Annotated in this window: 20 protein-coding genes; 10 read left to right on the forward strand and 10 right to left on the reverse strand. The window is 68.7% G+C overall.

The annotated features are described in order from the left end of the window. Positions 1-9: 9 nt before the first annotated feature. From edd to zwf, 3 genes are read right to left on the reverse strand one after another with little or no spacing between them, the layout of a single operon-like run. Positions 10-1,902 (reverse strand): phosphogluconate dehydratase, encoded by a 1,893-nt coding sequence (edd, locus tag EFJ44_RS03495; protein WP_241209662.1) that lies wholly within the window; start codon positions 1,900-1,902, stop codon positions 10-12. Beyond that, positions 1,899-2,609 carry a 6-phosphogluconolactonase gene (gene pgl / locus EFJ44_RS03500; protein ID WP_125255778.1) on the reverse strand — a complete coding sequence of 237 codons (711 nt, stop codon included), beginning with the start codon at positions 2,607-2,609 and terminating at the stop codon, positions 1,899-1,901. Before pgl ends, edd begins: the two co-directional genes overlap by 4 nt. Next, complete coding sequence (gene zwf, locus EFJ44_RS03505) at positions 2,602-4,053, reverse strand: glucose-6-phosphate dehydrogenase (RefSeq protein ID WP_125255779.1); 1,452 nt, start codon at positions 4,051-4,053, stop codon at positions 2,602-2,604. The genes pgl and zwf overlap by 8 nt, the downstream gene beginning before the upstream one ends. Positions 4,054-4,234: 181 nt before the next feature. On the opposite strand from zwf, the gene EFJ44_RS03510 reads away from it, so the two are divergent. After that, entirely contained in the window at positions 4,235-5,461 is a 1,227-nt protein-coding gene (locus EFJ44_RS03510) for an NAD(P)/FAD-dependent oxidoreductase (protein WP_125255780.1), read from the forward strand. A 486-nt stretch (positions 5,462-5,947) separates the two neighbouring features. Continuing rightward, on the forward strand, positions 5,948-7,324 hold the full coding sequence (locus EFJ44_RS03515) for a tyrosine-type recombinase/integrase (RefSeq protein WP_125255781.1): 1,377 nt from the start codon (positions 5,948-5,950) through the stop codon (positions 7,322-7,324). Here the strand turns inward: EFJ44_RS03515 and EFJ44_RS03520 are convergent. The 3 genes from EFJ44_RS03520 to EFJ44_RS03530 are packed head-to-tail and all read right to left on the reverse strand — an operon-like array spanning position 7,309 to position 10,037. Then, positions 7,309-8,526 carry a hypothetical protein gene (locus EFJ44_RS03520; protein WP_125255782.1) on the reverse strand — a complete coding sequence of 406 codons (1,218 nt, stop codon included), beginning with the start codon at positions 8,524-8,526 and terminating at the stop codon, positions 7,309-7,311. The two genes, EFJ44_RS03515 and EFJ44_RS03520, sit on opposite strands and share 16 nt — an antisense overlap. A 27-nt stretch (positions 8,527-8,553) precedes the next feature. After that, complete coding sequence (locus EFJ44_RS03525; RefSeq protein WP_125255783.1) at positions 8,554-9,813, reverse strand: type II toxin-antitoxin system HipA family toxin; 1,260 nt, start codon at positions 9,811-9,813, stop codon at positions 8,554-8,556. Further along, positions 9,810-10,037: a helix-turn-helix transcriptional regulator gene (locus EFJ44_RS03530; RefSeq protein ID WP_125255784.1), complete on the reverse strand. Its 228-nt coding sequence runs from the start codon at positions 10,035-10,037 to the stop codon at positions 9,810-9,812. The genes EFJ44_RS03525 and EFJ44_RS03530 overlap by 4 nt, the downstream gene beginning before the upstream one ends. 338 nt (positions 10,038-10,375) lie before the next feature. Here EFJ44_RS03530 and EFJ44_RS03535 point away from each other — a divergent pair, with 338 nt between their 5' ends. Continuing rightward, on the forward strand, positions 10,376-10,540 hold the full coding sequence (locus tag EFJ44_RS03535) for a helix-turn-helix domain-containing protein (RefSeq protein WP_125256077.1): 165 nt from the start codon (positions 10,376-10,378) through the stop codon (positions 10,538-10,540). A 45-nt stretch (positions 10,541-10,585) separates the two neighbouring features. Here EFJ44_RS03535 and EFJ44_RS03540 read toward each other — a convergent pair whose 3' ends face one another. The 4 genes from EFJ44_RS03540 to EFJ44_RS03555 are packed head-to-tail and all read right to left on the reverse strand — an operon-like array spanning position 10,586 to position 14,665. Beyond that, positions 10,586-11,020: a response regulator gene (locus EFJ44_RS03540; RefSeq protein WP_125255785.1), complete on the reverse strand. Its 435-nt coding sequence runs from the start codon at positions 11,018-11,020 to the stop codon at positions 10,586-10,588. Further along, complete coding sequence (locus EFJ44_RS03545; RefSeq protein ID WP_206426853.1) at positions 11,020-12,945, reverse strand: sensor histidine kinase; 1,926 nt, start codon at positions 12,943-12,945, stop codon at positions 11,020-11,022. The genes EFJ44_RS03540 and EFJ44_RS03545 overlap by 1 nt, the downstream gene beginning before the upstream one ends. Before the next feature lie 11 nt (positions 12,946-12,956). Next, on the reverse strand, positions 12,957-13,577 hold the full coding sequence (locus EFJ44_RS03550; RefSeq protein WP_241209678.1) for a response regulator: 621 nt from the start codon (positions 13,575-13,577) through the stop codon (positions 12,957-12,959). A gap of 2 nt (positions 13,578-13,579) precedes the next feature. After that, the gene (locus EFJ44_RS03555; protein WP_125255788.1) at positions 13,580-14,665 is read right to left on the reverse strand and encodes a sensor histidine kinase; all 1,086 of its coding nucleotides are present in this window, start codon (positions 14,663-14,665) and stop codon (positions 13,580-13,582) included. Positions 14,666-14,832: 167 nt separating this feature from the next. On the opposite strand from EFJ44_RS03555, the gene EFJ44_RS03560 reads away from it, so the two are divergent. The 7 genes from EFJ44_RS03560 (at position 14,833) to EFJ44_RS03590 (ending at position 19,891) form a co-directional block, all read left to right on the forward strand. Further along, entirely contained in the window at positions 14,833-15,444 is a 612-nt protein-coding gene (locus tag EFJ44_RS03560; RefSeq protein ID WP_125255789.1) for a phosphoribosyl-AMP cyclohydrolase, read from the forward strand. A gap of 62 nt (positions 15,445-15,506) precedes the next feature. After that, positions 15,507-16,184, forward strand: coding sequence for an OmpW/AlkL family protein (locus EFJ44_RS03565; RefSeq protein ID WP_125255790.1), 678 nt, complete (start codon positions 15,507-15,509; stop codon positions 16,182-16,184). A 93-nt stretch (positions 16,185-16,277) separates the two neighbouring features. Further along, entirely contained in the window at positions 16,278-16,931 is a 654-nt protein-coding gene (locus tag EFJ44_RS03570) for a DUF2490 domain-containing protein (protein ID WP_125255791.1), read from the forward strand. A 213-nt stretch (positions 16,932-17,144) separates the two neighbouring features. After that, positions 17,145-17,336, forward strand: coding sequence for a YdcH family protein (locus tag EFJ44_RS03575; RefSeq protein ID WP_125255792.1), 192 nt, complete (start codon positions 17,145-17,147; stop codon positions 17,334-17,336). A gap of 68 nt (positions 17,337-17,404) precedes the next feature. Further along, positions 17,405-18,382, forward strand: a complete 978-nt coding sequence (locus EFJ44_RS03580) for a TerC family protein (RefSeq protein ID WP_125255793.1) — start codon at positions 17,405-17,407, stop codon at positions 18,380-18,382. Continuing rightward, positions 18,379-18,987, forward strand: coding sequence for a carbonic anhydrase (locus EFJ44_RS03585; protein ID WP_125255794.1), 609 nt, complete (start codon positions 18,379-18,381; stop codon positions 18,985-18,987). Before EFJ44_RS03580 ends, EFJ44_RS03585 begins: the two co-directional genes overlap by 4 nt. Before the next feature lie 52 nt (positions 18,988-19,039). Next, positions 19,040-19,891, forward strand: coding sequence for a LysR family transcriptional regulator (locus tag EFJ44_RS03590; protein WP_241209664.1), 852 nt, complete (start codon positions 19,040-19,042; stop codon positions 19,889-19,891). Positions 19,892-19,899 lie beyond the last annotated feature (8 nt).

Here is a 19,899-nt window from a genome sequence, read left to right on the forward strand (position 1 = left end):
ACGGTCTCCTCAGGCGTCCACGGCGCGGTCGACGACGTTCGGGTCGGGCGGCACGTCGACGTGTTCGGGGGCGTGCGTCGGGGCGGCGAAACAGACGCTGGCGCCCTCTTCGGCGGTCGACACGGCCTGTCGGAACGCCCCGAACAGCTCGCGTCCATATCCCCAGGCCGAGCCTGCGGCGTGCTCTTCCGATCTTGCGGCGGCGGGCCGGGCGGCGAGGTCGCCCGCGCCCACGGTGGTCAGGACTCCGGAGACGGCGTCCAGCCGGATCACGTCGCCGTCGCGCACGTGGGCCAGCGGCCCCCCGGCCAGCGCCTCGGGCGAGACGTGGATGGCCGCCGGCGTCTTGCCCGACGCCCCGGACATGCGGCCGTCGGTGACGAAGGCGACCCTGAACCCCTTGTCCTGAAGCACCGAAAGGGCCGGCGACAGGCTGTGCAGCTCAGGCATTCCATTGGCGCGCGGTCCCTGGAAACGCAGCACCACCACCACGTCCCGGTCCAGCTCGCCGGCCTTGAAGGCCTCAAGCGCCGCTTCCTGGGTCTCGAACACGGCGGCCGGCGCCTCGATGATCCGATGCTCCGGCTTGACGGCCGACACCTTGATCACCGCGCGGCCCAGGTCGCCTTGCAGAAGGCGCAGGCCGCCGTCCTTCTGGAAAGGGTCGGAGGCGGGCCGCAGGATGTCGAGGTCCAGGCTCTCGCTCACCCCGTCGACCCAGACCAGCTCGCCGTCCTGCATCGTCGGCTCGCGGTAGTAGGCCTCGACGCCCTCGCCCATGATCGTCGTCACGTCGGCGTGCATGTGGCCGTTCTCGGCCAGCTCGCGAATGACGAAGGCCGTGCCGCCCGCCGCCTGGAAGGCGTTCACGTCGGCCGAACCGTTCGGATAGACCCGCGCCAGCAGCGGCGTCGCCGAGCTCAGCCGGTCCATGTCGGTCCAGTCGATCAGCACGCCCGCCGACCGCGCCATGGCCGCGAGATGGATGGCGTGATTGGTCGACCCCCCGGTGGCCAGCAGGGCCACGATCATGTTCACGATCGTACGTTCGTCGACCACGTCGGCCATGCGGCCGCGCTTCTCGGAGGCCAGAAGGATCGCCTGCTTCGCCGCCGCGGCGGTCAGGGCGTCGCGCAGACCCGTCTCCGGGTGAACGAAGGCGGTCGAGGGCATGTGAAGGCCCGCCATCTCCATCATCATCTGATTGGAGTTGGCCGTGCCGTAGAAGGTGCAGGTGCCGGGCGAGTGGTAGCTGCCGATCTCGCTCTCCAGCAGGGTCTGGCGGTCCACTTTCCCTTGAGCGTACTCGGCGCGGACGCGGGCCTTTTCGGCGTTGGGGATGCCGCTCGGCATCGGCCCCGCCGGCGCGAAGACGACGGGCAGGTGACCGAAGGCCAGGGCGCCCATGAACAGGCCCGGCACGATCTTGTCGCAGACGCCCAGCATCATCGCCGCGTCGAAGGCGTCGTGGGTCAGGGCCACGCCGGTCGACATGGCGATGACGTCACGGCTGAACAGGGACAGCTCCATGCCCGGACGTCCCTGGGTGACGCCGTCGCACATGGCGGGCGTGCCGCCGGCGACCTGCGCCGTCGCGCCCATCTCCCGCGCGGCCTGACGGATGACTTCGGGAAAGCGCTCGAACGGCTGATGCGCCGACAGCATGTCGTTGTAGGCGGTGACCACGCCCAGGTTCGGGGCCTTGCCGGCCATCATGGTCAGCTTGTCGGCGATGGTCTGGCCCGCGAAGGCGTGGGCCCAGTTGGCGCAGGACAGCTTGGCCCGGCCGGGTTCGTGGCCGGAGGCGGCGTCCATGCGGCGCAGATAGTCGGCGCGGGTCGCGGCGCTGCGCGCGCGGATGCGGTCGGTGATCTCGGCGACGACGGGGTTCAGGGGTTTCACCGTGCGCCCTCCGTCCACAGGACCTCAAGCGGCACGTCGGCGGCGATCAGGGCGGCGATGGGCGTGACATTCGGATCGCCCGCCGCGTCGCGCTCGAACACCGCGCGCTTCTGCCTGCCGGTGATGGCCAGAACCACGCGGCGCGCGGTCATCAGCCACGGCAGGTTCATCGACAGACGCTCGCGGCTGGGCGCCAGGCCGTCGCGGCCGGGCGGGACGCCGAGGATGGCGGGCCTCAGCGTGGGGGTGAGCAGGGTCTTCAGCGTCGGGCTTTGCGGGAACATGGAACAGATATGGCCATCCTCCCCCATGCCGAGAAGGACGGCGTCGAGACGATCCGTCGCCGCCGCCAGTTCGCGCGTCGCCATCGCCGCGGCGCGGTCGACCGTGACGGCCGGGTGGAAGAGGGGCACGAAGGCTGCGTCGGCGGCCCGCCCGACGAGCAACGTCCGCTTCAGCAGGGCGGCGTTCGACTCGGGGTGCTCCGCGGGCACGTAACGCTCGTCGATCAGCGTCGTCGTCACCCGCGGCCAGTCCACGCCGGCCGCCGCCATCCGCGCATAGACCGGCGCCGGCGTGGATCCGCCGGACCCCGCGAAGGTCGCCCGCCCGCCGTCCCCGATCGCTCGTGCCAGCGCATCGACCAGCCGGGCCGCGCAGGCGTCGGCCCAATCGTCCGGAGTGGCGAAGGGCTGGACCTCACGCATCGCCGACGTTCCAACTCCGGCCGGTGCGGGCCAGCAGGTAGGACGCCTCCTTCGGGCCCCACGTCCCGGCCTCGTACTCGATCGGCTTCACCTGACCCTCGGCCCAGGCGTCGGAGACCTCGTCGACCCATTTCCACGCCTGCTCCGCCTCGTCGCGGCGCACGAACAGGGTGGAGTCGCCGTTCAGCGCGTCCAGCAGCAGCCGCTCGTAGGCGATGCGGCGGCGCGGGGGCTTGGCGCCCTTGTCCTCCTGCCCCCACGACAGGGACATGCGGATGGGCTGCAGCTGCATCTTCTGGTCCAGCCCCGGGCGCTTGTTCATGACCGAGAGCGAGATGTCCTCGTCGGGCTGCAGTTCGATCACCAGCTTGTTGGCCTGGATCACGCCGCGCCCGCCGTCGAAGATGCTGTGCGGCACCTCCTTGAACTGGATCACGATCTCGGTGCGCTTTTCCGGCAGCCGCTTGCCGGTCCGCATGAAGAACGGCACTCCGGCCCAGCGCCAGTTGTCGATGTCCGCGCGCACGGCGACGAAGGTCTCGGTGTCCGACGGCTGACCCCGTTCCTGGTCATAGCCGGGCACGGGCCTGCCCTCGATCGTGCCGGCCACGTACTGGCCCCGCACGGTGACGCGGTCGGCTTCTTCCGGCGTGATCCGGCGCAGCGACCGCAGCACCTTGACCTTCTCGTTGCGCACCGAGTCCGGCTCCAGATCGCTGGGCGGCTCCATGGCCACCAGGCACAGCAGCTGCAGCATGTGATTCTGCAGCATGTCGCGCAGCGCGCCGTACTCGTCGTAATAGGGCCAGCGGTCGCCGACGCCGACGGTCTCGCCCACCGTGATCTGCACGTGGTCGATGTTCTGGCTGTTCCACAGCGGTTCGAACACCGTGTTGCCGAAGCGCAGGGCGATCAGGTTCTGGACCGTCTCCTTGCCCAGGTAGTGGTCGATCCGGAACACCTGCTGTTCGGAGAAGGCGTCGGACACCGCGTCGTCGATCTCGCGGAAGCTCTCAAGGTCGCGCCCGACCGGCTTTTCCAGCACCACCCGGTCGTCGGCCTCGGCCAGACCGGCGGCGCGCATGGCGGTGACGATGCGGGCGTACAGCGACGGCGAGACGGCGAGGAAGCTGGTGCAGGTGCCCGGACCGACCTTGTCCTTCAGAGGCTTCAGGCTCTCGGCCGAGGTCGCGTCGACGGCCAGATAGTCCAGTCGGGCGGCGAACCGCTCCCAGACGTCGTCCGACCAGGCCCCGTCGGCCTTGCCCTCCACGGCGGCCCTCACCTTGGCGACGTACTCGGCGGGCGTCTCTTCCGAGCGGGCGGCGCCGATGATCTTCAGCCCGTCGGGCAGCAGCCCGTCGTGCTCGAGGAAGTAGAGCGAGGGCAGCAGCATCCGCATGGCCAGATCGCCGCCGCCGCCGAACAGCACCAGGGCCGCCATGCACGCTCCTTTCCTTCGATGTCCCATCGCCTGTTAGGCCGCCGACCGCCGTCCCGCCAAGCTTTCGCCGGTCGGTGAAACAGCAAGTGACGGCCGCCCCTTGCCGAACCAACGTGGCGTCGCCGCATCCGTTGCCCCAATCCGCTTGGCGAGCGGCCACGCGGCGTCCTATCTGCCGGTCATGACCAAGGTTCTGATCGTCGGCGCCGGACATGCGGGCGGCTCGGCCGCGGCCCTCCTGAGGCAGTACGGCTTCGAGGGCGGGATCGTGCTGGCGGGGGCCGAGCCCGTCGCGCCGTATCAGCGTCCGCCGCTGTCCAAGGCCTGGCTGAAGGGCGAGGCCGGCGAGGAGGAGCTGCTGCTCCGTCCCGAAAGCTTCTACGCGGAGCAGGCCATCGATCTGCGCCGCGGCGTGACGGCCACGGCGATCGACCGGACGGCGAGGACCGTGACCTTCGCGGACGGAACGGTGGAGACCTGGGACCACCTGATCCTGGCGCTCGGCGCCGAGGCGCGGCGGCTCGAGGGCAAGGGCTGGGACGATCCGCGCGTCCTCGTCCTGCGCGACATGGCCGACGCCGAGGTGCTGAAGGCCGCGCTCGGGCCGGACCGGAAACTGGTCGTGGTCGGCGGCGGCTACGTCGGCCTCGAGGCGGCGGCCTCGGCGCGGGCCCTCGGGGCGCAGGCCGTGGTGCTGGAACGCGAGGCCCGCGCCCTGTCGCGCGTGGCGTCGGACATCGTCGGAAACTTCCTGTCGGCCTACCACTGGCGGCGGGGCGTCGAGGTCCTGCCCTCGACCAATGTGCTGGGAACCTATGGCGGCCAGAACCCCGGAGTGGCGACGGACGGCGCCGCGGTCTTCCCCTTCGACGTCTGTCTGGTCGGCGTCGGCGCTCGCCCGGTGACGGCTCTGGCCGAGGCGGCCGGCCTGACCTGCCGCGACGGCGTGATCGTCGACGATCAGGCGCGGACCAGCGACCCGGCGATCTTCGCCATCGGCGACATGACCCGCCGCCCGGCGCCGATCCTCGGTCTGACCGACGTCCGCCTCGAAAGCGTGCCCAGCGCCCTGGAACAGGCCAAACAGGCCGCGGCCGCCATCGCCGGCCGGGCGCCGCCCGCGCCCGAAGTCCCGTGGTTCTGGTCGGATCAGTACGACCTGAAGATCCAGATCGCCGGCCTGCCGGACGGCGCCGACGCGCGCGTGGTCCGCGGCGAGGTCGATCCCGCGAAGATCGGCGGCGGCTTCGCCGTCTTCCATCTGAAGGGCGACCGCATCGTCTGCGTCGAGGCCGTCAACGCGCCCGCCGAGTTCATGGGCGGCCGCCTGATGATCCAGAAGGGTCAGGCCGTGGACGCGACCAGACTGGCGGATACCGCAGTGCCCATGAAGGCGGTCGCCACCTGAACCCGGAGGCGCAGGCGTGAGGTCAACTGCTTGAAAAGAATGGTGGACGCGACAGGGATTGAACCTGTGACCCCTACGATGTCAAAAACCCCGAACGCATTTTTGCCACATTTCATCGCGTTTCGCCGCGTTTCAAGTTCAATATATCCAGTGCGTTAGATTGAAACGGCGTTTCAGGGCGTTTATCCCGAGTGCTGCGAAACGCGTCGCGGATGCCCCACTAGCTACCCCACCGGCGAAACGCATAACGGTCACAGGATTTTCGGCTTTCCTGAGCGGTTTCAGAGGCCTCTGAAATCCGCCCGAAAATGAGGGCCGAAAGGGCCCTCGTAGGGGTCACAGAAATCGCCCCACCCCCGCCCCACAAGGGTTTGCGGGTCACAGCCGCTTTTCTGGTGGGGCAGAATTAGCGGGTCATCGGGGCTGCGCATAGGGGGTCACAGGAGGAAGGGCGTCAGTGGGGCAGGAATGTGAAAGGAGCCCTACATGCCCTCGTCCAGCGGCCTGTCCACCGACCGTCAGATCTCGGCTCTGAAGCCCAGAGACAGTCCCTTCGAAGTCGTCTTAGCCGGCGCCAGGGGTCTCTATATCCGGGTGTTCCCCACGGGCGCACGCAAGTTCGAGTACCGCTACACCAGCAAAGGCGGCAGCCGACGACGGATGGTGCTCGGGGCGTGGCCCGACCTGTCTCTCTCCGAGGCGCGACTGCGGGCCTCGCAGCTGCGCCAGTCGGTGCATGACGGCGCCGACCCCGCCGAGAAGAAGGCCCTGGAGAAGCTGCAGGCCCGGACCGGCGAGACCTTCGCCGAGCTCGCCGACGCCTACTGGGCCGCCGCCGCACGGGGCCTGCATGGCGGCCGCCGACGGCCCAAGCGTGACGCCACAATCCAGACGGAGAAGTCCTGGTGGCGGACCCATGTGGAGAAGAAGCTTGGGCATCGCCGGTATCAGGACCTGCGGCGCACCGACATACGGCTCTTCATGAAGGCGCTGGTCATGGAAAGCCGACTGGCGCCCGCCAGCATCGCCGCAGTCGGGGCCCTCATTCAGTCGATCCTGCAATATGCGGTTCTCGAAGAGAAGATCGACGCCAACCCGGCAGCCGGTCTGGCGCGGCCGCTTGCCCTGACCTCGCGTGACCGTCTGTTCTCCGACGACGCCATGACGACGATCTGGAAAACGGCCAGAACCGCCGCGACGGAGCGTGATCCGACCCGGAGCCCCCGCGCCCAGCTCTCGCCGGAGATGGGTCTGGCGATCCAGTTCCTGATCCTCACCCTGACCCGCCGCGCCGAGACGACGGGCGCTCGCTGGTCGGAGTTCGACCTGAAGGCCGGGCTCTGGACCATCCCGGCCAGCCGCACCAAGGCGCTTCATACCCACATCGTCCCCCTGACCGAGCCGATGGTCGCGATCCTGGATGAGATGCGCAGACGCCATCCGGTTCGGGCCGCGGTGTTCCCGCCGCTCAGGGGCCGCGGCGATCATCTGGACCCCCATGCCCTCACGCGGGCCTTCGCACGCATCTGCGATCAGCATCGCCTGCCGGCCGGGTCGCCGCACGACGTGCGCCGCACGGGCGTGACGACCCTGATCGGCCGCTACCGCGTGCCGCGCATGATCGCCGGCCTGCTGCTGGGGCACACGATCCGGGAGGGTGCGGCGGCGACGAGCGTTTATGACCGGCACAGCTATCTGCCGGAGAAGCATGAGGCGCTGCAGATCTGGGGGCGGCACCTTGAGGCGCTCGAACGGGCCGACGCGGAGACCGGCGAGGGGTTCGGGGAAGGGGGCGCTGCGATCCCGGCCTCGGTCCCGGCTCTGCCCGCTCCCTGGTGGGAGGCGGGTCAGCGCCAGCGGTGAGTGCCGAAGTCCCGGCCGTCGTCGTCTCCGAAGAGCTGCTCAGTCGAGAATCGGGATTCGAGGCCGACCGACGAAAGGCTCTCGGAACGCCTGGCGAGCTCGACGTCCGCCCAGGCGAGGAAGGCGCGGACCCGTCCCTCCGGGGCCGGCCCCTGTTCCGCGTGAAGACCGGCCACCAGGCGACGCAGGCGGTCCAGGCTCTCAAGCTCTGCGAGGATGCCGTCGAGGGCCTTGCGTCGCCGCTCTTCCACCCAGGCGTTCCGCGCCGCCTCCTGGCGCCTCGCCTGTTCTTCCTGCCATTCCCTGTGCGCCGCCTCTCGGCGCAGACGCTCCTGAGTCTTGGCGGCGGCCAAGACGGCGAGACCGACGGCGATGTCGGCGACCATGGATTCGAGCGTCTGCGTCTTGCCGTCCCGGAACGCGCGGCGAGGGCTTGTGCGTCCCTGGACCCAGACCTCTTCGAACTCCAGACCCAGACGACCGCTGGGAACGTGCTCGAACTCAGGGATGACGGGGCGATCGGTCAGAAAGGACCACGGGTCGCGTCGGCTTGCGGCGGCGCGCTTCTTTTCCCATGCGGCCAGTTTCGCCACTTCGGCGTCGGTCGGCGTATGCGGCCGACGGTCCAGAGCCTCGGTGATGGAGAAGCCGATCGTTTCCGTGTCGGATCGGAAGCGACAGCCGCCCTCCGCCTCCTCGAGCTCAAACCCCTGGCGGGCGGCGGCGCCGAGAAGGGCCGGCAGAAACTCGGTCAGGCGGTCGACGGACGCAGTCGCCACGGTGCACCGGATGACGTCGGGGCCCTCCGCTGAGGCGAGAGCAGTCTTCCCGCCCGCCTTGCGCAGAGCCTTGAGCGTCCGGCCGATCGCCGGGTGCATGGCTGCGGCCGAACGCACGACGCCGGATGACGCCAGAACTCTCGCCTGTTCGCGCACCTCGGCGAGCACCGCGCCGCCCGGCGTCAGGTCCGGGCTCGCGATCACGATCTCCCCCGCATCGTCCGGCTGAGGCAGAGGGGTGCGTTCGACCGGCTTACCGGCCGCATGGCGGGCCCACCATCCGACTGGAGGCGTCGGAACGTCGTGCTTGCGGCAGATCTTGTGCAGCGCCACGTCCGACAGGGCGAATTCTTTGGCCAGCTGCGTCATGGGGCGGGACCAGACGAGGTCGTGGAAGGCCTGCCGCGTGTAGCGTCTTGCCATGGAGAGGGGGTCCCTGCGGCGCTCGGATCAGGCCGCGACCAATGACCGGACGACGTCGGCTCGGCGATTGACGAGGTCGATGAGCGCCTTCAGCACGGCGGGGTCCGAGCCTTCGGAGCCGAGCGTCTCAGCCACGCCGGGCGCGGCCGCTCGAGCCTGGTCGGCGAGGGCGCCGGCTCTGCGCCTGACCCATGGAGCCCCCACGCCGACCTGGGCCGCGAAGTCCGTAAGGGTCTGGCGGGTGAACTCTTCCAGACGACTTCGTCCGCCCATGCGCATGGCCATGTTGGCGTGAACCTCCGGATAGAAGGCCGTGCAGAGAAGGTCATAGAGCGGGGCAAGACGCAGCCCTTCGTCGGTGTGGAGCAGGCTGAAGTTCTTTCCGTGGGCGTCGGCGTTGCCGATGATCAGATTGAACAGGGCGGCGTCGAGCAGGGTCAGAACAGCCGGCGCCGGCGGACGGACCGTACGTCGGAGAAGGTCGAAGCTGCTTCTGAAATCAGGGCCGCGCTCGGAGGCGTATTTGTGCTCGGGCGTCACGCCCAGGGCCTGGCAGAAATCCTCCTGATGGAGCCGCCGCAGACGGCCGTCTGCAGTCTCGATTCGATCGTAACGCCGCACGAGAAGGCACCGCTGATCTCCTGCGAGAAGGGGGCGCGCCTCAGCGACCGGCAGACCCAGCGTCGAGGCCAGCCGCATGCAAAAGGCTTCGTTGTCGGGAAAGGTTGGATACTCCTTCGGGGCAGGCTTCAGGATATGCGTGGTGGGCTGGCCCCGAAGCGGAACGGCGAAGCCGCCGTCGACCTGGACCACCGGCAGCTTCGTCTGCGCGCCCGCAAGCGACAGACGCACGCCCCCTTCGCCCGCCATCAGAGGCCGGCGCGGCAGTTCGAGAAGGATTCGCTCCAGCTCGGCTTCAGAGAGAGCGACGAGCGACGCGCCGACCTCCTCGGAGGGCGGCGGCTCTCCTTCGGGCCACAGGGTCAGGGCCCCCGCGACGTCGCCCCCCAGACCTTCCAGAAGGCCGAAGTCGTTCTCGCGCGAGACGCCGAGGATGCGGGCGACCGCCTGGCGGGGCCCCTCTTCCGGCAGCAGGCCGGCGAAGAAGGGGCGGGTCTGGGCCCGGCCGAAGGGCCCATCCTGCTTCGGCAGGGACAGCGAAATCGGCGGACGGCGATCGTCGGCCAGCCAGGCCGCCTCGTACTGGAAGGCCAGATCGCCGTTCTCGTCCAGCCTCAGAACGCCCACGGGGGCGTCGTTCCACCAGACCGTGAGCGCCCGCGTCATGTCTCCCGCTCGCCGGCGGAGTCGTCCGACGACCGAACGTCCAGGGTCAGCCCGAGGGCCTCCAGCACGCTGAGCACCTTGTCGAGGCGCACCGTAGGCTTGCCGCGCTCCAGGTCCACCAGGAACCGGAGGCCGACGCCCGCGCTGGCGGCCAACTGATCCTGGCGCAGGCCGAGCCGTTTGCGTTCCGCGCGAACCCGAGATCCAAGAGCGAGAGGCGTCATGATGTTTTCCCGTTCGGGAATATCGGCTGCACTTCACCCCGTATCAAGCTAATTTTACTGATTGGGACATTTCTTGTCCCCTAATGACCATCGCACCACATTATTCCCGGTCGGGAAATTTAGGTGTCTAAAGCCTAGTCCACTCATCCGTCGTGTCGGCAGGAACGACCAAAGCCGCCGGACCGCCGATCAGCCACTTCGTGAGAGCAGGCGAGTGAGCGACCATATCCAAGCTGCCGCTCTGGACACGAGCCTGCCCCAGGGCACAACGCTGCCGGCCGACCGGCACCGTTAGCACGCCAGAGGCATCACACCTTCCCTTGCCGTGAGCAGCGCGGCTGGCGGAAGCTTATCTCCAGAACGACAAGGTCTCGGTCAACGAAATCGCCCTGTTGGTCGGCTATTCCGAGCCCGCGGCCTTTTCGCGGGCCTACAAGCGCTGGACGGGCCTGAGTCCTCGAATGGGTCGGAAGGCGCGCCTGCCGGGTGACCGCAGGCGATAGTCGCGCTGCCCGAGCGGAAGTCGGTCGGAGGAAGACCGTCGGTGCTCAGGGGCTGGGCAGTTCACGGAAGCGCCGGCGCGTGTCGAGCAGAGACCAGCTTCGTAGCAGCAATTCCCCGACGTCGTAGGGTTTGAGCAGAACGTCTTTGGCCCCGAGAGACAGGGCACGTAGACGGGCCTTCATGGTGGAGTCCGCCGTCAGCACGAGAATGGGCAGATAGCTGCTGTCGTCCGTCAGCCGCCGAAAGGCCTCAAGCAATTCATAGCCGTCCACACCGGGCATCATCAGGTCCAGAAGAACGAGGTCCGGCGGACGGGTCGCGAAATCTTCCAAGGCCGCTCGAGCGTCCAGAAAAGTGATCACGTTCTCGAATCCCTCTCTTCTGAAGGCGCGTTCGACGAGGCTGAGGTTCGCGGCTTCGTCGTCAACGGCCAGAATGCGCGCAGCCTTCAGTCTGTCGTCGCTCGGGACGATCCTCATCACGATTGTCCTCCGTTCGGCGCCGAGCGCGGCAGGTCGAGAATGAACGTGGCCCCCGGCCGACCGTCGCGCGAGGCATAGGAAAGGCGTCCGCTCTGAGCCTCGGCGAGGCCCCGCGAAAGCGCCAGTCCCAGGCCCGAGCCCTGCACGCCGCTCCAGCGTTCCGCGTCCAGGCGATCGAATGGCGTGAACAGGCGATCGACCATCTCGGCCGGCACGCCCGGGCCCTGGTCCGTCACCTCGATCGCGACGCGGTCCGTCCCCGCTGCGACGGTCAGGGTCACGATGGCGGACGCGGGTCCGTACTTGATCGCATTGGAAAGCAGGTTGAGCAGGATCTGCACGACGGCCCGACGGTCGGCCAGAACCCTCGCGTCGACGTCGCCTGTGACGCGCACCTCCACGCCTGCCTCCTGAGCCTGGGGCGCGATCAGATTGCGCACGTCATCGAGCACCGGGCGGACGTCCAGAGGTTCAGGAGCCAGGGCGTGTCCGCCGGCCTCGATCCGGGCGATGTCCAGAACCTCTTCGATCATGGCCAGCAGATGCCCCCCGGCCTTGGCGATCTGGTCCACCGCGTGGCGCTGGTCCTCGGTTAGCGCCTCCCGGTCCATGCCGGTGAGTTGATTGAACCCCAGGATGGCCGTCAGGGGCGTCCGCAGCTCATGGCTCATGCGAGACAGGAACTCGCTCTTGGCCCTGCTGGCGCGCTCGGCCTCGGCCCTGGCCTGACCCAGCGCCTGCTCGGCGCGCCGCCGGTCCGTGACGTCGCGCGTAACCTTCGAGAAGCCGGTCAGGGTCCCGGCTCCGTCGCGCAGGGCCGTGATGACGACATTGGCCCAGAAGCGATCTCCGTCGCGGCGGACGCGCCATCCCTCGTCTTCCACCCGCCCGTCGCGACGGGCGATCTCCAGCAGCCGGGGCGGCGTCTCGTCGCGCGCCTCAGCGGGATAGAAGACCGAAAAGTGCCGCCCGAGAATCTCGTCGGCAGTCCAGCCCTTGATCCGCTCCGCGCCGGCGTTCCAGCTGACGACGCGACCGTCCACATCCAGAGCGAAGATGCCGTAGTCGCGCACGCCTTCGATGACCCGACGATAGCGTTCCTCGCCCTCGCGCAGCGCCGCCTCCCGTGACCGTAGCAGCTCGCTGGCCTCGACCAGCCGCCGCGCAAGGCGGCCGATTTCGTCCTGGGCCTCGTCGGCGCGATCCAGCGGCTCCCCTCGCTCCAGTCGCTCGGCGTCCCGCTCCAGGCCTCGCACGCGCCGGACGATGCCGGTGAACAGCAGCTGGGCGGCGGCCAATCCGCCCAGCAGGCCTATGCCCGCCATCACCGCGGTCAGGATCCAGGTCCGTCGGCGCTCGGCGTCAGCGCGAGCCCGCCGTTGTTCAAGAAGTTCCGCTTCTCGACGCTGCATGGCGTCGATCTCGGCCCTGAGCTCGTCGAGAACGGCTTTGTTCGCGACAAGGGCTCGGGCCACGTCGGGCGCCTCAAGGCCTGCGGACGTGCCGGCCCCCGGCATGGCCGCCAGTTGCGCCAGCCCTTCGCGCTTAAGCACGACGAGGGCGTCGACCCGAGCCAGTCGGCTTCGGATCTCCGGGTCGCGCGCCGTCCGGCGCAGACGATCCAGCGTCGTCGGCAACAGGGCCTCCGCCTTCACGTAGGGCTCCAGAAAGGCCCGGCGCCCGGTCAGGCGGTACCCGCGAACGCCGCTTGCCGCCTCCGCCAAAAGGGCATGAACCTCGTGGATGTCGCGCTGGATGGCGAAGGTCAGCCGGACGCGGTCTTCGGCTTCCGCCTCGGCTCGCCCTGAAAGGTGCAGAGCGCCGATGCCGGCCAGAAGGATCGCCAGAGGCAGGGCGACCACGATCAGTCCCTTTGCTCCGAGACCTAGGTCCGACCAGGCCTTCGCGACGCGCCTCCCCACGGATCGCGCCGTCATGTCGGGGCCCGGGCGGCGAACACGGCAGCCTGGGTCCGGTCGGCGACGCCCAGTTTGGCGATGAGCTTCTCGACGTGAGCCTTCACAGTCCCCGGCCCTATGCCGAGCTTTCGGCCGATCTCCTTGTTCGTCATGCCCTCGGCGATCAGGGACAGCACTTCACGCTCACGCGGCGTCAGCCGCGCGAGATCGTCGGCGGTCGGACCTGAAGCGGGCGCCACGGCCATGCGCAGCAGGCCATGCGGCAAGGCGGTCCGTCCGGCCCCCACTGCGCGTACCGCGTGCAGCAGCTCCTCACGCCCGGCGTCTTTGAGCACATAGCCGGTCGCCCCGGCCGCGAGGGCGCTGCGGACATATTCCGGCGTGTCGTGCAGCGTCAGCAGCAGCACCCTCGCCGCGGACTCCGCGAGGATCCGGCTCGCCGCCTCGAGGCCGTTCATTCCCGGCCCGAAACGGACGTCGAGGACGGCGACGTCGACGTCGCCTTCGGCGCAGCGCGCGACGGCGGCTTCGGCGGTGGCGGCCTCGGCCACGACCTGCAGATCGGCCTCGCGCTCGAACACCGCCCGCAGGCCCGCGCGGGTCAACTCGTGGTCGTCGGCGATCAGGATCCGCACCGTCAAGTCCCCGTCAACGGCACGACCGCCCGCACGCGAAACCCGTGAGCGGTCGGGCCGGCCTCCAGACGGCCGGCGACGGCAGACAACCGCTCGCGCATGATGTCCAGTCCGAACCGCGGCGCGACGCTCCCTGAAGAGTCGATCGACCCAGGCCCGCCCGTGTCCTCCACGGTCAGGGCCACGAAGCCGCCATCCCCGTCCTGGGCGAGATCGAGCCGGACCGTCGCACCCGGCGCGTGCTTCGCCACATTGTTCAGAGCCTCCTGGCCGATGCGGAACAGGAGCGTTTCCAGCCAGGCCGGCAGACGCCCGGACAAGGCGTCCGAAACGCTGACCGCGTGCCCTTCCCCCTCCAGCCGTCTCGCTTCTTCACGCAGAGCGGCGGCGGCGCCCAGATCGTCCAGGCTGGGGGGGCGCAGGCCGGCGATGATGCCTCGCAGATCGGAGACGGCTCGCCGTGCTCCGTCGATCAGCGCGTCCAGCTCCCGAGCCTGAAGCGTCTCCGGCCCCGCGTCGAGGCGCAGAAGTTCCAACCTGCGATGCAGGGCCGCGACCTGCTGCGCCACGCCATCATGGAGATCGGCCGAAATCGCGGCCCTCTCGGCTTCCTGCGCCCCGACGACCTTGGACAAAACCTGCTCGAGCTCCCTCTCGCGACGTTCGAGTCGGCCGAGCAGTTCACTCTCCTTGCGGCCTTGCAGATCGACCGTCAGACGCGCCTCGATCATCTCGACGAGAAGGCGCAGCGTCTCCGCATCTTCGGGGGCGGAGATCGCGCCGGAGTTCAGCGGCCGGGAAAAGACCAGGCTGACCCCGGGACGCCCCTTTGCCGCCAGGGCGTCCAGTGGGACGACCAGAACGCCTTCGATCCCCGCCTTCGCTCCCTCGGAAATCATCCCGTCCGCATAGCCCGCGAACATGGCGGCGCGCCGCGCGGCATGGCTCAGGACGCGCTCCAGCCGATCCGGGCCGGCGCCCGCGAGATCGCGGCTGACCTCGATGAGCAGCCGCAGCCGGGCCGCGCGCGCTTCCGAGTCCCGAAAGAGGGAACGAAGGTCCGTGGTCAGGGCGGGGTCGGCGGACACAGCAGAGGCTCCGGACGGCGTCCAACCCTCCTAGCTCACCTGCGGCGAGCCGTCATATGCCGAGCGGCATAGGTCGTCCGGCCCGCCGTCAGGCCGATGTGGGCTTGGAGGCCGGGCGACATCTTCCCGCCGTCGCCGCGCCCTGCGGCTCACGAAAGGACGAACCGATGCGCAAGACCTTCGCTCTCACCGCCGTGGCCGGACTGCTGGTCGCCGGCTCCGCCTTCGCCCAGGCTCAGGGCCCCGTCGCCCAGACCAACGACGCCTATGCCGTCGCCAACCTGACCGGCTCCACGGCCGCCGCACCGATCACGGTGGCCGAAGTCGAAGCCGCTCAGCGCGCCTGGGGCGACGCCCTGGTGGCCATTTCCACCGAGTATGAGCGCAACGGCCATGCCGCCGCGACCCGGCTGGCCGGACAGGTCCTGGACGGCGCCTACGGCTATGGCTTGGGCCCCGTCGCCTTCAAGCCGACCCTGGCCTCGGGCGACACCACCTTCCGCACCTCGCGTGACGGTGCCCTTGCTTACTTCGTCGGCGGCGACGCCCGCTTCCCGGGCGACACCGGGTTCGCCCTGAAGGGCTGGCGCTCCTACGAGATCGACAATGCCGCGATCGTGATCAACGGCTCGACGGCCATCTCGACCGGCAACGTCATGCTGACCAACCGCGACGGTACGGTCACCACGGTCGACAAGACGTGGGGCTACGTCCGCGACCGCGACGGCGTCCTGCGCATCGTCCTGCACCACTCGTCGCTGCCCTACGCGCCGAACTGAACACTCAGAACGCCGGCCGCCGCTGCGCGCGGCCGGCGTTCGTCCTCTCAACCGGTGTCATCATGAAATTCCCCATCGCCGGCGCGGCGTTGACCGCCCTCGTCGCCTTGTCTGCCGCGCCCGCCCTCGCCCAGAACCCAGAGGGGCGCTTTCAGGTCAAGGGCTTCCTGACCGGCGTCCTTCCCGACGGAGAGATCACTGGGGTTCGGACCGACGCCATCGGCCTGCCCTCCGGTTCCCAAGTCAGCGCCTCGGATTCCTACGTCCCGACCGTCGCCGTCGAGTACTTCGTCACGCCGTCCTTCTCGGTCGAGACGATCTGCTGCGTGACGCCGCACGACGTCGAAGGCGAAGGCGCACTGGCCGGCGCGACGCTCATCGAGGACGCCATCATCCTGCCGGCGACGGTCACGGCGAAGTACCATTTCATCCTGGACGGCGGCTTCAAGCCCTATGTGGGCGGCGGCGTCACCCACTTCTTCATCTTCGACGAGGAAGTGGGATCCGACGCCGCTTCGCTGGGGGCCACGGACGTCGACCTGTCCGACGAGTTCGGCTTCGTGGTGCAGGCCGGCTTCGACGTTTCCATCAACGATCGCGGCCTCAGCTTCTCGGTGGACGCCAAGCGCTACTTCGTCGACACCACGGCGACGTTCCGTGCCGGTTCGGCGACGGCGCTGCAGACCGAGCATGCGCTCGACCCCTGGGTCATCAGCGCCGGCCTCAGCTACCGCTTCTGACGAAGAGGGCCGGAGAGGAAGGATTCTCTCCGGCGCCTTCTCCTTTGTGGCGAACGATCAGGTCGCCGCATCCCCCCATCCGAAAGACCCGACATGCACGCGCTGAAGCTTTCCCTGATGGCGGCCGGCTTTCTCGCCCTCGCCGCTCAGCCGGCGATCGCTCAGGACGAGGACGCTGAGCTTTGGTTCAATCCCGCCTTCGTCAAGACGATCGACGACCGCACCTCGGTCGAGCTGGAGACCGCCCAGCGCCTGCGGGCCGACCCGCGTCTCGACACCTATTTCGCCCGGCTTTGGTTGAACCGGGAGGACGGAAAGGGGCGCGAGTGGAGCTTCGGCGTGGAGCAGCGCTGGAACGGGCCCGACGAGCAGGAGATGCGCCTGCTGCAGCAGGTCGGCTATGACTGGGGGCCGGTGGAGTTTCGCACACGCCTCGAGCAGCGGTTCGTCGACGTCGATCCGCAGACCGGCTGGCGTCTGCGCCAAAGAATCGGAACCACCATTCCGCTGAGCGACGGCGAAGACGGGTGGGCCGTGACCGGGGACGTCGAGCTTTTCGTGACGCTTCGCAACACCGAGCCGGGCGGCCAGACCGGCGTCACGGGTCTACGCACCTTCGTCGGCTTCGAGCGCAGTTTCGGGCGCTACGATCTCAGCGTCGGCTACCTGCGCCAGCAGGACATCCGGGACGGCGTCGAAGACCGCGTCGGCCACGCGCCCTTCCTGGGCCTGACAGTTAACTTTTGATGAGAGCGTGAACCATAACGATCCGTGATGTCCGCGTTGCGCCTTTCTGATTGGCGCTCCGGCTGGCGCGTCACCAGACTGAACATGCGGTCCGGGCCCCTCTGGCGACTTCCCCTCAGTCGCGATGTCGGACCGCATCGAGCGCGCTCGATGCCGGCGTCAGCCTCCCCCTCCCTGCCGGCATCGGGGCGCTCCCAACCAGAGGAGCGACACATGACAAGAACCTACATCCACCGACTGCATGGGCGTCACGCCCTGCTGGAAAGCGCCCTGGCCCAGGAACTGCGGCGTCCGTCCCCCGACGCGGCGACGCTGGCGGCGATCAAGAAGCGCAAGCTGCAGCTCAAGGACCGGCTGCGGGCACTTGAAACTAGCCTCGCAAGGCCTCAACTGACGTCGATCTGACCTTCCCTCGACGCCTCGACCCCGCGGCTGAGATCAGGCTGCGGGGTCGCCTTTGCGCGTAGGACGCCATGGATTTCCTGACCCAAGAATTTCTGACCAAGCCCGTGTGGATGTGGGCGGCCTTCCTCACCATCGTCGCCGTGCTGCTGGCGCTCGACCTCGGCGTCCTGCACCGCAAGCATCGCGAGATCGGCGTGCGCGAGAGCCTCGCCCTGTCGGCGGGATATCTGACGCTGGGCCTCGCCTTCGGCGGCTGGGTCTGGACCTCGCTCGGCGCCCAGGCCGGCATGGAATACCTGACCGGGTTCGTCGTGGAGAAGTCGCTGGCGATGGACAACGTCTTCGTCATCGCGATGATCTTCGCCTACTTCGCCATTCCGCCTCACCTTCAGCATCGGGTCCTGTTCTGGGGCATCCTGGGCGTGATCGTGCTGCGGGCGATCATGATCGCCGGCGGCGCCGCCCTGGTCAGCGAGTTCGGCTGGGTTCTCTACGTCTTCGCCGCCTTCCTGATCGCCACGGGCGTCAAGATGCTGCTCATGGCGGACAAGGAGCACTCGCTTGAGGACAACGCCCTTCTGAAGCTCCTGCGCAAACGCCTGCGGGTCACGCCCGAGCTGCATGGCGAAAAGTTCTTCGTGAAAGCCCCAAATCCGAAAACGGGGAAGCTGGCGACCTTCGCCACACCTTTGTTCCTCGCGCTCGTCCTGATCGAGGTGGCCGACGTCATCTTTGCCGTGGACTCCGTCCCGGCGATTTTCGCCATCACCACGGACCCCTACCTCGTCTACACGTCCAACATCTTCGCGATCCTCGGCCTGCGGGCGCTCTACTTCGCCCTCGCGGCCATCATTCACCGCTTCGCATACCTCAAGTACGCGCTGGCCGTGCTCCTGATCTTCATCGGCTCGAAGATCTTCCTCGCCGACCTGTTCGGATTGGAGAAGTTTCCGCCGCAGGTCTCGCTTGGCGTGACCTTCGCCATCCTCGCGGCAGGCGTCTTCTGGTCGCTGTGGAAGACGCGGAGCGGGAGGGCGACGCCATGATGTCGGAAGTGGATCCGCTGATCGCGGGATTCGAGCGGGGTCTGGCCTCGACCCCGCCGTCCCGGATGCCGTGGTCGACGCCCCGACGACCGCACACGGCCGTCGTCGCCTGCTCGGACGGCGGCGCCGATCCGGAGCGGCTGTTCGACGCCTCCCCTGGGGAACTCTACGTCATCCGCAACCTCGGCGGCCTGGTGCCCGAGTATGCGCCGGACGGCGGCTGCCACGGGACCAGCGCGGCTCTCGAATACGCGGTGCGCGTGCTCAAAGTGCGGCGCGTGGTGTTGCTCGGACATGTCGGCTGCGACGGGGTCCACGCCATGATCAACGGACCGCTGAAGAACGCCCAGGATTTCGTCTTCCCGTGGATGGAACAGGCGGAAACGGTGATCTGGAATCTTCACCGACTGGAGCCGGGCCGCTCGATCCAGGACCAGCTTGAAGACGACGTTCTGCGGCTGTCATACGCGAACCTGCTGGGCTTTCCCTGGGTGCGCGATCGCGTTTCGTCCGGCAGTCTCAAGCTCGACGCATTCAAACACGACGCGAAGCGCAGCCGCCTCATCGCCGTGACGCTGGACGGGCGTCAGGTCGCGGCCGACTGAAGCGGCTACGACGTGGCTTGCGTAAAGCTTCCACGCAATCGAACGTGCCCTGGTGATCCGCAACACCCTCGACCTCGATCTTTTGCGCGCCTTCGTCACCGTCGCGGAGACGGAGAGCTTCACGCGCGCGGCGACGAGGCTGGGCCTGACCCAGCCGGCCATCAGCCTGCAGATCCGCCGGCTCGAGGATCACCTCGACCGCCGGCTGTTCGACCGGAACCAAGGCGGCGTTCATCTGACCGTGCAGGGCGGGGATCTGCTGCCTCAGGCGCGCCGTCTGTTGGCGGTGAACGACGAGATCGTGGCGGGCCTCGCAGAGACGGAGGTCGAAGGCGACGTCCGCTTCGGCGCGCCGGAAGACATCGCCTCAACGCACCTCCCCACCATCATCGCCCGCTTCGCCGAGCGGCATCCGCGGGTTCGCCTCTCGGTGACGTGCGACTTCACCGCCAACCTGATGACGGCCCTCTCTCAGGGTCGGATAGACCTGGCTCTGGTCAAACGGCGCCCCGCGCCCCGCGCCTCCAACGAACGGGTGTTCGAGGAGCGGCTGGTCTGGCTGGCCCGTGATCCCGGCCTGTTCGAAGCGCGCCCTGTTTCCCTGATCGTGGCCCCGGCGCCGGACGCCTATCGCGCGCGCGCGCTGGACGCCCTGCAGACTGCGGGGGTCGGCTTTCGGGAGGCGTTCGTGTCGCCCAGTCTGGCGGGACAGCTCGCCGCGGTCCGCGCGGGCCTCGGCGTGGCCATCGTGCCGGCGACCCTTGCGCCTCGCGACCTCGTGGTCGCGGGATCCCTGCTGCCCGAGCCGGAACCGGTCGAGATCGCTCTGCTTATTGGGAAGGGTCGTTCCGGCGGCGCGGTCGACATGCTGGCCCGCGAGGTGAAGGACGTCATATTCCGATGAGCCATAAC

The sequence above is a fragment of the Brevundimonas fluminis genome (genome assembly GCF_003934285.1).
GTDB classification, from domain to species: Bacteria; Pseudomonadota; Alphaproteobacteria; order Caulobacterales; family Caulobacteraceae; genus Brevundimonas; species Brevundimonas fluminis.